The organism is Micromonospora craniellae (assembly GCF_014764405.1).
In the GTDB taxonomy this organism is placed as follows: domain Bacteria; phylum Actinomycetota; class Actinomycetes; order Mycobacteriales; family Micromonosporaceae; genus Micromonospora; species Micromonospora craniellae.
Map to the genome: position 1 here is coordinate 3,975,050 of NZ_CP061725.1, position 12,670 is coordinate 3,987,719.

13 protein-coding genes are annotated in these 12,670 nt (G+C 72.4%); 8 read left to right on the top strand and 5 right to left on the bottom strand.

What is annotated here, in order from left to right; translation table 11 throughout:
• Positions 1–24: 24 nt before the first annotated feature.
• On the bottom strand, positions 25–2,259 hold the full coding sequence (locus tag ID554_RS17880) for an ATP-dependent DNA helicase (RefSeq protein WP_396888380.1): 2,235 nt from the start codon (positions 2,257–2,259) through the stop codon (positions 25–27).
• A 67-nt stretch (positions 2,260–2,326) separates the two neighbouring features.
• On the opposite strand from ID554_RS17880, the gene ID554_RS17885 reads away from it, so the two are divergent.
• From ID554_RS17885 to ID554_RS17900, 4 genes are all read left to right on the top strand, one after another.
• Positions 2,327–2,833, top strand: a complete 507-nt coding sequence (locus tag ID554_RS17885; RefSeq protein ID WP_117229105.1) for a DUF402 domain-containing protein — start codon at positions 2,327–2,329, stop codon at positions 2,831–2,833.
• A gap of 52 nt (positions 2,834–2,885) precedes the next feature.
• Positions 2,886–3,818 carry a PPK2 family polyphosphate kinase gene (locus tag ID554_RS17890; protein ID WP_117229106.1) on the top strand — a complete coding sequence of 311 codons (933 nt, stop codon included), beginning with the start codon at positions 2,886–2,888 and terminating at the stop codon, positions 3,816–3,818.
• A gap of 129 nt (positions 3,819–3,947) precedes the next feature.
• Positions 3,948–4,574, top strand: a complete 627-nt coding sequence (locus ID554_RS17895; RefSeq protein ID WP_117229107.1) for a DUF47 domain-containing protein — start codon at positions 3,948–3,950, stop codon at positions 4,572–4,574.
• A 4-nt stretch (positions 4,575–4,578) separates the two neighbouring features.
• Positions 4,579–5,583 (top strand): inorganic phosphate transporter, encoded by a 1,005-nt coding sequence (locus ID554_RS17900; protein WP_117229108.1) that lies wholly within the window; start codon positions 4,579–4,581, stop codon positions 5,581–5,583.
• 62 nt (positions 5,584–5,645) lie between these two features.
• On the opposite strand, the gene ID554_RS17905 is transcribed toward ID554_RS17900, so the two are convergent.
• A complete protein-coding gene (locus ID554_RS17905; RefSeq protein ID WP_117229109.1) occupies positions 5,646–6,614 on the bottom strand; it encodes a Gfo/Idh/MocA family protein in 969 nt (322 codons plus the stop codon).
• A gap of 64 nt (positions 6,615–6,678) precedes the next feature.
• On the opposite strand from ID554_RS17905, the gene ID554_RS17910 reads away from it, so the two are divergent.
• Positions 6,679–7,524 (top strand): NUDIX hydrolase, encoded by an 846-nt coding sequence (locus ID554_RS17910; protein ID WP_117229110.1) that lies wholly within the window; start codon positions 6,679–6,681, stop codon positions 7,522–7,524.
• A gap of 6 nt (positions 7,525–7,530) precedes the next feature.
• Here the strand turns inward: ID554_RS17910 and mshD are convergent, their stop codons facing one another.
• The 3 genes from mshD to ID554_RS17925 form a co-directional block, all read right to left on the bottom strand.
• Entirely contained in the window at positions 7,531–8,457 is a 927-nt protein-coding gene (gene mshD, locus ID554_RS17915; RefSeq protein WP_117229111.1) for a mycothiol synthase, read from the bottom strand.
• A gap of 57 nt (positions 8,458–8,514) precedes the next feature.
• A complete protein-coding gene (locus ID554_RS17920) occupies positions 8,515–9,411 on the bottom strand; it encodes a polysaccharide deacetylase family protein (RefSeq protein WP_117229112.1) in 897 nt (298 codons plus the stop codon).
• Between the two features lie 75 nt (positions 9,412–9,486).
• Positions 9,487–10,224 carry a winged helix-turn-helix transcriptional regulator gene (locus ID554_RS17925; protein WP_117229162.1) on the bottom strand — a complete coding sequence of 246 codons (738 nt, stop codon included), beginning with the start codon at positions 10,222–10,224 and terminating at the stop codon, positions 9,487–9,489.
• A gap of 250 nt (positions 10,225–10,474) precedes the next feature.
• On the opposite strand from ID554_RS17925, the gene ID554_RS17930 reads away from it, so the two are divergent.
• The 3 genes from ID554_RS17930 (at position 10,475) to ID554_RS32785 (ending at position 12,551) form a co-directional block, all read left to right on the top strand.
• On the top strand, positions 10,475–11,506 hold the full coding sequence (locus ID554_RS17930; protein WP_117229163.1) for a hypothetical protein: 1,032 nt from the start codon (positions 10,475–10,477) through the stop codon (positions 11,504–11,506).
• Positions 11,507–11,615: 109 nt separating this feature from the next.
• Positions 11,616–12,401, top strand: coding sequence for an LmeA family phospholipid-binding protein (locus ID554_RS17935; RefSeq protein ID WP_117229113.1), 786 nt, complete (start codon positions 11,616–11,618; stop codon positions 12,399–12,401).
• Between the two features lie 72 nt (positions 12,402–12,473).
• On the top strand, positions 12,474–12,551 hold the full coding sequence (locus ID554_RS32785; protein WP_311202345.1) for an Ms5788A family Cys-rich leader peptide: 78 nt from the start codon (positions 12,474–12,476) through the stop codon (positions 12,549–12,551).
• Positions 12,552–12,670 lie beyond the last annotated feature (119 nt).

Genomic DNA, 12,670 nt, shown 5'->3' on the forward strand with positions numbered 1-12,670 from the left:
CGTTGGCCCCAGCCGCCGCCGGCGTCAGTCGGCGGCGAGCCGGGTCAGCGCCCCCTGCACCACCTCACGCCGGGTCGTGTACCAGAACGGCGGCAGCGAACGGCGCAGGAACGGTCCGTACCCACGGGCGGTCTCCAGCCGGGAGTCGAGCACCGCCACCACGCCCCGGTCAGCGGTGGCCCGGATCAGTCGCCCGACCCCCTGGGCCAGGCGGACCGCCGCGATCGGGACGCTGACGGCGGCGAAACCGGAGCCACCCTGGGCGTCCACCACCGCCGCCCGCGCGGCGGCCAGCGGCTCGTCCGGCCGGGGGAAGGGCAGCCGGTCGATCACCACCAACTGGCACGAGTCACCGGGCACGTCCACCCCCTGCCACAGGGACATCACCCCGAACAGGCAGCTCGACCGCTCCTCCCGGAACCTGCGCACCAGCAGCGGCAACGCCTCCTCGCCCTGGAGCAGCACCGGCAGGTCGGTGCGCGCCCGCAGCAACTCCGCCGCCTGCTGCGCGGCCCGCCGGGACGAGAACAGCCCGAGCGTACGGCCACCGAGGGCGGTGACCAGCGAGAGCAGTTCCTCCCCGGCGGCGTCCGGGAGCCCGGAGACTCCGGGCCGGGGCAGGTGCGCCGCCACATAGAGGATGCCCTGGCGGGGGTAGTCGAAGGGGGAGCCGACGTCCAGCGACCGCCAGCCGGAGCCGGAGTCGGTCACTTCGCCGGCCCGGGATCCGTCGGGGTCGCCGCCCGGCCCGGCCTCGCCGGGGGCCACCGCATCCGGGGTTGTCCGGGGCCGCCGGGTGGTGTCGGCGAGCGCGGCGGCGGCCGGCGTCGGCGGGGCGGGCGGCGGCGCCTCCAGGCCCAGCGCACGGGCCACGGTGTCGAAGCGCCCGCCCAGGGCCAGGGTGGCCGAGGTGGCCACCACGGTCCGCTCGTCGTACAGGTGCGTGGCGAGGGTGCCGGCGACCGAAAGGGGCGCGACGACCAGGGCCCGCCGTCCGCTGTTGTCGTTGCGTTCCACCCACGCCACGTCGTGTTCCGCCTCGTCCAGCAGCCGCTGGGCGGTGGTGGAGAGTTCGTCCAGGACGGACTTGGCCTGCTGCTTGCGTACCGGGTCGGGGTCGTCGGCCTTGATGTCGCCGAAGGCGTCCAGGGCTGCCCGGGTCGCCGCGTCGAGCAGCGTGCAGGCTTCCCGCAGCGGGTCGGGCAGGCCGCCGGTGATCCGCCCGACCGGCGCCTCGGCCAGCCCGACCGCGAGGGCGTCACCGGACGCGGTCAGCGCCTCGGCCGCCTCCGGCCGTAGCAGTGGGCGGGCCCGCCGGGCGGAGCGGTCGATCAGCTCCGGGGTCAGCTCGGCCTGGGCCGCCGAGGACACCCGGTCGGCCAGCTCGTGCGCCTCGTCCACGACGAGCAGCTTGTGCGGCGGGACGATGTGCCGTCCGGCGAGCATGTCGACGGCGAGCAGGCTGTGGTTGGTGACCACGATGTCGGCCTCCCGGGCACGGGCCCGGGACGCCTCCGCGAAGCACTCCGCGCCGTACGGGCAGCGGCTCGCGCCGACGCACTCCCGGGCCGGCATGGAGACCAGCCGCCAGGACTGGTCGTCGACGCCCGGGTCGAGTTCGTCCCGGTCACCGGTGTCGGTCTCCATGGCCCAGTCCCGCAGGCGCTGGATCTGCTTGCCGAGCCGGCCGGCCTCGCCCAGCCACCTGGTGCCGCCGCCGGGACGCTCGGTGGGGGCGTCGAAGAGGGCGTCCTCCGGCTCGTCCTCGTTGGAGTTCCCCAGCCGGGCCAGGCAGAGGTAGTGGTGGCGGCCCTTGAGCACGGCGAAGCTCGGACGCCGACCGAGCACCGGCTCGACCGCGTCGGCCAGTCGCGGCAGGTCGTGCTCGACCAGTTGGGACTGCAACGCCAGGGTGGCGGTGGAGACCACCACCGGACCGTCGACGGTGAGGGCGGGGGCCAGGTAGGCCAGGGACTTGCCGGTGCCGGTGCCGGCCTGCACCAGCAGGTGGTCGCCGGAGGCGACGCACTCCTCGATGGCCGTGGCCATCTGCTGCTGTCCGGGGCGGGCGGCGCCGCCGGGCACCGCGCCGACCGCGGCGGCCAGCAGGTCGGCACCGCCGGGCCGGTCACCTCGACGGCGGGCCTTGTCGCGGGCGGGGCCGGTGGCGGTGCGGGGCGGAGTCACCGTGGCACGGTACCCGCCGGGGCCGACGCGGACCGTACCGATCGGCCGTGTTGCGACGTCACGGTGCGGCACATATCTCCCTGTCGTCCGGTAACTTCCCGACGGCGACGGGTGGGCGGAATCGGTTAGGGTGCGACTCATGCCGAGCGACGTGGTCCGCGTGATCTACCGCAAGTACGACGGCAGCGCCCACCGCGACTACCCGGCCCGCCGGCTGACCGAGGACGACCTCGGTGTCTGGCTCGGCGTGTCGGCCGGCACCAGCTCCGTCTACCACGGCCGTCCGTCGGTCGAGCAGATCCCGTTCGTGCTGCTCGTGCCGCATCACGCCTGGTGGACCGGCATGTTCAACCCGCCCCCGCGCACCAGCGAGGTCTACTGCGACATCACCAGCCCGGCCCGCTGGGAGGGCGAGGACACGGTGCACCTGATCGACCTGGACCTGGACGTGGTCCGGCGGCGGGAGACCAGCCTGGTCGAGCTGCGCGACGAGGACGAGTTCGCCGAGCACCGGGCCCGCTTCGGCTACCCCGACGACCTGGTGGTGGAGGCCGAGGCGGCGGCACGGTGGCTGCTCGGTGCCCTGGGCGACGGCACCGAGCCGTTCGCCTCCGCGTACCGCAAGTGGTTGGCCCTGGTGGTCTGAGCCCGGCCCGCGTCGCCGCGCGCCTCCACCGTCGTCGCGCGATGATGCTGCGATGGGCTACGAGGGTGGAACTGACGTGGTGGCGCCGGTCGGCGGCGCGGTGCGTGACCTGCTCCGGGTGGCGCCCGGGCGGACGGTCGACCTGGCGGCGCTCGACCCACGCGCGACGCCCGGGTTGCCCGGCCTGGAGGTGACCGGGCCGGACCGCAAGGGTTGGGCCCGCCGGCAGGTCAGGTGGGTCGGCGACGGGTTGGCCCGCCAGCAGGAGATGCTGTTCGCCGGTGCCAAGGCCGATCCGGGCGCCGGGCGGCGGGTGCTGCTGGTCCTCCAGGCGATGGACTGCGGTGGCAAGGACGGCACGGTCAAGCGGGTGGTCGGCGCGATGAACCCGCTCGGCGTGCACATCCGGGCGTTCGGGCCGCCGACCGCCGAGGAGTTGCGACACCACTTCCTGTGGCGAATCCGACAGGCCCTGCCACCGGCGGGGCGCCTCGGGGTGTTCAACCGCTCGCACTACGAGGACATCCTGGTGCCCCGGGTGCAGGAGCGCGCTCCGGAGCACGTCTGGCGTCCCCGGTACGCCGAGATCGACGACTTCGAGCGGGAGTTGACCGACGGCGGGGTGGCGATCGTCAAGATCTTCCTGCACATCTCCTACGCCGAGCAGGCCCGCCGGCTGCTGGCTCGGCTGGACGACCCGACGAAGCACTGGAAGTACCACCCCTCCGACATCGACGCCCGTGCCCGCTGGGGCGACTACCAGGCCGCGTACGCGGAACTGCTCGGCCGGTGCGGCAGCGACGCCGCGCCCTGGTACGCGGTGCCCGCGGACCGGAAGTGGTATCGCGACTGGGCGGTGGCGCACCTGCTGCGTGAGACGTTCGACACCCTCTCGCTCGGGTACCCGCCTGCGGATCTCGACATCGCGGCGGAACGGGAGCGGTTGTTGAGGACAACGGGCCTGCCGAAGATGAACGGAAGTTGAACGAGCGGTGAATGGCACCTGGCCAGGGGTGGGCCGCCGAAGGGCCGCTCGGGGAGTTCCCTAGCATTCCCTCAGCAGGGCGCCGGACGGCGGCTGCACCCCTTCCACCGACACGACGAGGTCCGTGCTGTGAAGTTTTCATTCCGCCCCAACGAGGGCGCCTTCTACGAGCTCTTCACCAGGGCCGCGCAGAACCTGGTCCGGGGTACCGCACTGCTGAACGAGCTGGCGCTGCCCGATGTCGAGGTGCAGTCGGTCAGCGAGCGGCTCACCGAGGTGGAGCACGACAGCGACCAGATCACCCACGAGTTGTTCAAGAAGATCAACTCGACCTTCGTCACTCCGTTCGACCGGGAGGACATCTACCGGTTGGGGTCGCTGCTGGACGACGTGATGGACCACCTGGAGGCGGTCGGCAACCTGCTCTACCTGTACGGGCTGACCAAGCTGCCGTCGCTGCCCAGGGAGATGCACGAGCTGGTGCACGTCCTCGATCAGCAGGCCAAGTTGACCGCCGAGGCGATGCCCCGGCTGAAGTCGATGAAGGACCTGGAGGACTACTGGATCGAGATCAACCGGCTGGAGAACGACGGCGACCAGGCGTACCGGATGCTGCTGGTGCGGCTCTTCTCCGGTGAGTACGACGCCCTGACCGTGCTCAAGATGAAGGAGGTCGCCGACGAGCTGGAGGCCGCCTGCGACGCCTTCGAGCACGTGGCGAACACCGTCGAGACCATCGCGGTCAAGGAGTCCTGATCCTGTGAGTCCCGAGCTCATCGCGGTGCTGGCGGTGATCGGGGTGGCCCTGGTGTTCGACTACACCAACGGCTTCCACGATGCCGCCAACGCGATCGCGACCAGCATCTCCACCCGGGCGCTCACACCCCGGGTCGCGCTCGCCATGGCGGCGGTCGGCAACTTCATCGGCGCCCACTTCGGTGCGGAGGTCGCCAAGACCGTCGGCAGCGGGCTGGTGGACCTACCCACCGGTGTGCCCAGCCTCGGTATCGTTTTCGCCGGTGTGATCGGCGCGATCACCTGGAACATCATCACCTGGTACTTCGGGCTGCCCTCGTCCTCCTCGCACGCCCTGATCGGTGGTCTGGTCGGTTCGACCGTCGCGGCCTCCGGCACCGTGCTCTGGTCAGGCATCGGCGAGAACGTGATCATCCCGATGATCCTGTCGCCGATGGTCGGCTTCATCCTCGGCTACATCGCGATGGTCGCCGTGCAGTGGATCTTCCGGAAGGGGCACCCGGGCAAGCTGAACCGGGGTTTCCGCTGGGCGCAGACCGCCTCGGCGGCGGCCATGTCGGTCGGCCACGGCATGCAGGACGCCGCCAAGACCATCGGCATCGTGGTGCTCGCCCTCTTCGTCGGCGGCTACCAGGACGACGCCACCTACATCCCGGAGTGGGCGTTCTGGACCTCGGCCGCAGTGCTCGCCGCCGGGACGTACGCCGGTGGCTGGCGGATCATCCGTACCCTCGGTCGGAAGATCATCGACCTGCGACCGCCGGAGGGCTTCGCGGCCGAGACCGTGGCCAGCGGTGTGCTCTACTTCAACGCGCTGGTGCTCGGCGCGCCCATCTCCACCACCCACACGATCACCTCGGCGATCATGGGTGTCGGGGCGACCAAGCGGCTCTCCGCCGTCCGGTGGGGCGTGGCCGGCAACATCGTCGGCGCCTGGATCCTGACGTTCCCGGCCGCCGGCTCGATCGGCGCGGTGATGTACTTCGTCGTCCGCCCCCTGTTCAGCTGAGGTGGAAGGAAGGGTCCCCTGCTAACGCCTCGCGTATAACAGGGGACCCTTCCTAACATCGCTCAGGGGTACGAGACGCCGATCTGGGCGCGGACGCCGTCCAGCAGGGTCATGATCTCCAGCGTCGCCGAGTGCGGCACCAGCGGGCTCTCGGTCAGCCCCTCGTCCAGGCAGCGCTGCACCTCGATGGCCTCGTACTGGTAGCCGTTGCCGACCAGCTCAGCGGTGATCGTCTCGGGCTGCGCGCCGGCCCGGTGCAGGGTGAACCCGTCCGGCCGGAAGAACGGATCTGGCAGCTCGATCCGTCCGGTCGTACCGATGATCGAGGCGGTGAGCCCGGTCGCCCCGACCATGCCGCAGCTCAGCGTGGCGACGGCGCCGGAGTCGTACCCGAGGATGATGCCGGTGTTCTCGTCCGTGCCCTCCGGGCCCAGCTTCGCCCACGACCGGACGTGCTGCGGCACACCGAGCATCAGGTGGGCCAGGCTCACCGGGTAGACGCCCAGGTCCAGCAGCGCACCCCCGCCCAGTGCCCGGGCCCGCATCCGGTGCTCGGGCGGGAACGGCCCGGCCACGCCGAAGTCGGCCCGTACGCCGGTGATCGTGCCGATCGCCCCCTCGGCGATCAGCTCGCAGGCACGCAGGATGAGCGGGTTGCACCGCATCCACATGGCCTCCATCAGGAAGACGCCGGCCGCGCGGGCGGTGTCGACCAGCTCGGTGCTGGTGGCCAGGTCGAGCGTGAACGGCTTCTCCACCAGCGCCGGCTTGCCGGCGGCCAGGCACGTGCGGGCCGCCTCGTAGTGGGCGGCGTGCGGGGTGGCGACGTAGATCACGTCCACCTCGGGGTCGGCGGCCAGGTCGGTCCAGGTGCCGTACGCCCGAGTCGCGTCGTGCCGCTCGGCGAAACGCTCCGCGCTCTCGGCGGTCCGTGAGCCGACCGCGACCAGTTCCGCCCCCGGCACCAGGCGGAGGTCTTCGGCGAAGCGAGCGGCGATGTGGCCGGTGGCCAGGATGCCCCAACGAGTCATGGCGTGACGCTACCGAAGATCACCAGCGGGCGGCACCGCTGATCTACCGGTCTAAGCTCGGGATATGACCCTGGATCGTGGATATCCCGCGCCGCCCGCACTGGTGGAGCACGCGCGCCGGTTCCGGGTGTCGGGCGGGGTGCCCGCGGTGCCCCGGACGGCGGCCACCGTGCTGCTGCTCCGCCCCGCCGACCAGGGTTTCGAGGTCTACCTGATCCGCCGGGTCGCGGCGATGGCCTTCGGCGGCATGTACGCCTTCCCCGGCGGTGGGGTCGACCCCTCGGACTCGACCGCGCACCTCGACTGGGCGGGGCCGGAGCCGGCCGACTGGGGCGTACGGCTCGGCGTGGCGTCGCAGGCCGCGCAGGCCGTGGTCTGCGCGGCGGCCCGTGAGGTCTTCGAGGAGGCCGGGGTGCTGCTCGCCGGCCCCGACGCAGGACGGGTGGTCGGCGACGTCAGCGACGACGGCTGGGAGGCCGCCCGGGTCGACCTGGAGCAGCGGCGTACCGGCTTCGCCGAGTTGCTGGCCGCGCGGGACCTGACCCTCCGGTCCGACCTGTTGCTGCCGTGGAGCCGGTGGGTGACCCCGGACTTCGAGCCGCGCCGCTTCGACACGTACTTCTTCGTGGCGCTGCTGCCCGAGGGGCAGCGGACCCGGGAGGTCTCCGGCGAGTCCGACCACGCTCTCTGGGTCCGGCCAGCCGACGCCTGCCGGCGGGCCGCGGCCGGTGAATTGACGATGCTGCCGCCGACCCAGGTCACCCTCGCCGAGGTGGCCGCCTGCGACGACCTGGCCGCGGTGGCGCGGGTCGCGGCGGCCCGGGACGCGGCCACCCCGATCACGCCGGTCCTGGACCTCTCCGACGAGGTCGAACCCCGCTTCTACCTGAGGGATCCACCGACGGTCTGATCTGCCTCAGCCGAGGTGGTAGTTGACGTGGGCGGACGAGCGAACGAATCCGATCCGCTCGTAGAGCGCCACCGCGCCGGTGTTGGACTCGTCCACATAGAGCATCACCCGGTCCAGCCCGCGCTGCTCCCGCAGGTACGCCAGCCCGGCCGTGGTCAGCGCCCGGCCGAGCCCGCCGCCGTGCGCGGACGGCTCCACGCCGAGTACGTACACCTCGCCGATGCGCGCCGAGCCCTCTCGCTCGTGCACCTTCGTCCAGTGGAAGCCGAGCAGGCGGCCGGTGGCCGATTCGACGGCGAGCAGGAAACCGGCCGGGTCGAACCACGGTTCGCCGAGGCGTACCCGCAGGTCTTCGGCGGTCCAGCGGCCCTGCTCGGGATGGTCGGCGAAGGCTCGGGCGTTCAGAGCCAGCCAGGCGTCGTCGTCCTGACCGGGCCGGAACGCGCGTAGCGCCACCCCGTCGGGCAGGCGCGGTGGGTCCAGCGGTGCGGTGAGTGGCCGGCGCAGCTGCCAGAGCACCCGGGCGCGGAGGAAGCCGAGGTCCACCGCGAGTGCGGCGGCCGACGGGTGGTCGCCGTGCGCCCACGCACGCAGCGGCCCGGTGGCGGCGGCGACCATCTCCCGGGCCAACGCCCGGCCGATGCCGCGCCGCCGGTACGCGGGATGCACCACGAGTTCGGCGCCGATGCCGCTGGCCGGGGCGCTGGTGTCGAGGTGGGCGTACCCGGTGAGGGTGTCGTCGTCGGCGCGGGTCAGCAGGTGGGTCGCGGGTGCCCGCTCGTCGCGCAGCCGGAGCAGGACGTGTTCGTCCAGCGGGTCCGCGCCGTCGGTGTCGCCCGCCGTGCGGGCGAGCGCCAGCACCTCGGCGATCTCCGTCGGGGTGAGCCGTCCGGCGCGGTGGACCTGTTCGCCGGTCGATCGAGTGCCGCTCATCCCGTCACCGTATCGGGGCCACCGGGCACAGCGGGGCGGTGGGCGGGACGGATCCGGTCAGGCGCCTTGGCGTGGCAGCGCCCGCACGTCGAACCGCCCGCTCAGTCCGGGCAGGATGCGGTACAACGCGTCCACTGTGCCCTGTCGGTCGCCCCCGGCGTCGTGCAGCAGGACGATCGAGCCGGGCTGCACCCCGTCGAGCACCGACGCGGCGATCCGGGTCGCGCCGGGCCGCTGCCAGTCGGAGGTGTCCAGCGTCCAGTGCAGGGGCGTCATGTCGAGTTCCCGGGCGGTGGCGACCAGGGAGTACGTCCAGGCGCCGCCGGGCTGGCGGTACCACGCGATCGGGGCGTCCGGCACGGCGGCGCGGATCGCCTCGCTGGTGCGCAGCAGGTCGGTCCGGATCTTGGCTGGCGACCGCGCGCCCAGCGTCACGTCGTGGTCCCAACTGTGATTGCACAGCGTGTGGCCGTCGGCCACGATCTGCTGGACGAGCCACGGGTACGCCAGGGCATTCTGGCCCACCAGGCAGAAGGTCGCGGTGACCCGGTGTTCCCGCAGCAGGGCGAGCACCTGCGGGGTGTAGTCCGGATTCGGCCCGTCGTCGAAGGTGAGGGCGACGGTGCCGGTGCCGGTGGTGACCCGGGTGCCCATCGGGCCGAAGTTGGGGTCCGGGTCGTCGCCGTGGTCCGGGTCGCGCGGGGCACCGCTGGACGGGACGGGACTGGGCGTGCCGGTGGGTACGTCCGCCGAGGGCGGGGCCTGGTCGGCGTACTCGGGATGCTCGGCACCGGTCGCGGTGACCGCGGAGTCGTCGCGAGGCTCCTGGGGCAGCAGGTTGCGCCCGAGCAGGTACGTCGAGCCGAGCACCGCGGACACCACGAGCACGATGATGCCGACCGCCTGTGTCGTACTTACCGGCCGTCGTGCCGAGCTCCCGTAATACGTGCCCACCGCAGCCCCTTCTGCTGGTCAACTCGGCAGTCACCATAAAACTACCGAGTCGCCCAAAAGGGGCATATGGGGGAATTAGCCCTCGATGGTGAGGGGGTGCAACGCCAGGGACGCGTGCTCGGTCGCCTCGGCCAGGGTCCGGTTCGACGGCACGACGAACTTGTAACCCACCTGGCGTACCGTGCCGATCATCGACTCGTACTCGGAGCCGAGCTTGGCCCGCAGACGGCGAACGTGCACGTCGACCGTCCGGGTGCCGCCGAAGTAGTCGTAGCCCCAGACCTCGCGCAGCAGTTGGTCGCGGGTGAACACCCGACCCGGGTGCTGGGCCAGGAACTTCAGCAGCTCGAACTCCTTGTAGGTGAGGTCGAGCGGGCGGCCCTTGAGCTTGGCGGCGTAGGTGTCCGGGTCGATCATCAGCTCGCCGGCCCGGATCGAACCGCCGGCGCCGGCCGTGGCGTTGCTCAACCGACCGACCGCGAGCCGCAGCCGGGCCTCCACCTCGGCCGGGCCGGCGGACGCGAGGATGACGTCGTCCACGCCCCAGTCGGCGTTGAGCGCGATCAGACCGGCCTCCGTGACGACCGCGACCAGCGGTACGCCCAGCCCGGTGGCGTGCAGCATGCGGCAGGTCGCCCGCGCCTCGCTCAGCTCGGTGCGGGCGTCGACGAGTACGGCGTCCGGGCTCGGGCCGGCGACCAGGGTGCGGATGTCGCGCGGCGCGGTGCGAACCGAGTGCGGCAGCAGGTCGAGTGCGGGCAGCACTGCGGATGGTTCGCCTGCCCGTGCGGTCACCAGCAGCAGGATCTCCACGATCACCTCCGTCCCGGCGGCCTGTGTGGCCGCACGCGACCAGCGGCACTCAAGACGAGTGGGCGCTGGGAACTTCCGTGGGTCCCGGCGTCGCTGACGGGCGGGTTTCGGCTTGAGACTAGCCGATCGCCCTGCGCGGACCTCGTCGCGGTTTCCTGTTTGCCCCTTCTGCCCCTGATCGCAGCCCAGGTTTTAACGTCGCGGAAACGGTGGCACCCGAGTTGTGCGGTTGGTCTGGCACGATCGGTGGGTGTTTCCCTCCAACTCGCCCGAGACCGACCGCGACCCGTGGGTGAACGACCCGCCCGGGGACGGCCCGGCGCCGCGTACCGGTCCGGACGTGAAGACCGAGGAGCGAGGTCGCTCCCGGGGCCCGCGACGCCTGCGCCGCGGCGGCTCGCCCCGACGTGCGGACGACGCGCTCGACGAGGATGAGGACGAGTACGAGGAACCACCGGTCGAGGTGCCCCGGCAGCTCTCCCTCGCCGTCGGCGGGTTCGCCGCGCTGCTCGGCATCGGCCTGATCGTCGGCGCGCAGACCTCCGGGCCTGGCGACCGGCTGCCCTTCGCCATCGTGGTGTTCCTCGTGCAGGTGCTGTTCGTGTCGGCCTGGACGGTGGTGACCCGGCCGCCGGCGTCCGCGGTGGTGGTCGGCGTCGGCGTGCTGGCCGCCGCCGTGGCCGACACCGTGGCCATCCGTACGGCCGAGCCCCGCCTCCTGCCGCTGTTCTCCGTCGCGGTCGGCGGGGTGCTCGTCGCGGTGCTCGGCCAGTTGGTCCGGCGGGTGGACCGGGTGCGGGTGACCGACTCGGTGCGGACCACCGCCGCCATCGTGCTCGGCCCGGTCGCCTTCGCCACGCTCATCGTGCTCACCCGGGTTCCCGCCGGCACCCAGGCGATCGCGGTCTGCCTCGCGGCGAGCGCGGTCGCGCTCACCGTCGCCCGGCTGACCGACGCCGTCGCGGCCTGGCCGCGACTCGCCCCCCAGGTGCCGCGCGGAGCCGCCGGGGTGGTCGGCGGCGCGATGGTGGGTACGCTCGTGAGCGCGCTGCTCGGCGGCTACCTGGTCACCCCGTTCACCCCGACCAGGGCCGCGATCATCGGCCTGGTCACGGCGGTCGTCGCCGTGCTGGCCGACCTTGCCGCCGGGTACGCCGAAGCCGGTCGCCTGATGGCGGGCGAACTGCCCGACGCGTGGTCGGCCCGGCACGTGCAGGGGCCGCTCGCCGGCTTCGCGATGGCCGCCCCGGCCGCGTACCTGATGTGCCGACTGGTGTTGTAGCCGGCCGCGACGGCGGGCGGTTGAGGAATCCGGACATCGGGTAACACCGGTGCGCCGCTGGGCGTACCGGCGGTTCGACCGGGATCGACGCGACAGGACAGGAGAAGGCGTGGAGCACGAGCAGACCTATGGACGGCGACCGCGGCGACGGGGGCGCAAGGTACTGATCGGCTTCGTCGTCCTGTTGCTCGTGCTCGTCGGGCTGCTCGTGGTCGCCGACCGGGTGGCGGCGAACGTGGCCGAACGCACCATCGCCGACGAGGTCCGCCAGCAGGTGGCCCAGCAGAACGCCCGGTCCTCCCCGCCCGAGGTCGAGCTGGGCGGGTTCCCCTTCCTCACCCAGGTGCTCGACGGCCGGTACGAACGGATCACCATCCGGCTGCGCGACGTGCAGGGCTCGGTGCAGGGTGACGCGGTCGCGTTGCCCAGCCTGGACGTGGACGCCCGCAACGTACGCGCGTCGCTGGAGACGCTGCGCACCGGCCAGGGCGAGGTCGTGGCCGAGACGGTCAACGGGACCGGCACGATCAGCTACCAGAGTCTTTCCGCGTTGCTCGACCGCGAGGGCCTGACCCTCGGAGAGCAGGACGGGAAGCTCGCGGTGACCGCCCCGCTGGACGTCCTCGGTCAGCGGCTCACCGTCACCGGCATCGCCGAGATCGTCGTCGGTGAGCAGGGGCAGATCGCGCTCCGCTTCGAGAACCTGGACGCCGAGGGGCTGCCCGACGTGCCGATCGCCCGCACTCTGCTGAACAACTTCGCCCGTAGCATCTCGGTCGACGTACCCCTGCCGGAGCTGCCGTTCCAGCTCACCGTCCGCGAGGTCGTGCCGAGGCCGGAGGGGCTGACGGTGACCGCCGACGCACGGGACGTACCGATCAACTCGGTTGGCTGACCTCGGCGCCCACGTCCCGGATGGTGGTCGGGCCGGTGGAGATTCGTGAGATCGCTGGTAGGCTCCCTGGTCATGGGGACGCTCCTCACCAAACGGCGCGCGGTCGACCTGTGCCGCGTGGCCACCTGCCTGTGTCGCCCCGTCATCTGACGGCGGGGCTGTTTCGGGCCGCCTAGCGGCCTTAGGCACTCGGGGTACGCGTACCTGATCCCGGTGCACCCCACCGGACGCCCGGCAGCGGCGCCGTCGCACGAACCCGTGATCCGTTC

Excerpts from the sequence above, each read along its gene's own strand:
- ID554_RS32785 (WP_311202345.1), top strand. The coding sequence starts at position 12,474 with ATGGGGACGCTCCTCACCAAACGGCGCGCGGTCGACCTGTGCCGCGTG.
- ID554_RS17905 (WP_117229109.1), bottom strand. The coding sequence starts at position 6,614 with ATGACTCGTTGGGGCATCCTGGCCACCGGCCACATCGCCGCTCGCTTC.
- ID554_RS17910 (WP_117229110.1), top strand. The coding sequence starts at position 6,679 with ATGACCCTGGATCGTGGATATCCCGCGCCGCCCGCACTGGTGGAGCAC.
- mshD (WP_117229111.1), bottom strand. The coding sequence starts at position 8,457 with ATGAGCGGCACTCGATCGACCGGCGAACAGGTCCACCGCGCCGGACGG.
- ID554_RS17885 (WP_117229105.1), top strand. The coding sequence starts at position 2,327 with ATGCCGAGCGACGTGGTCCGCGTGATCTACCGCAAGTACGACGGCAGC.
- ID554_RS17890 (WP_117229106.1), top strand. The coding sequence starts at position 2,886 with ATGGGCTACGAGGGTGGAACTGACGTGGTGGCGCCGGTCGGCGGCGCG.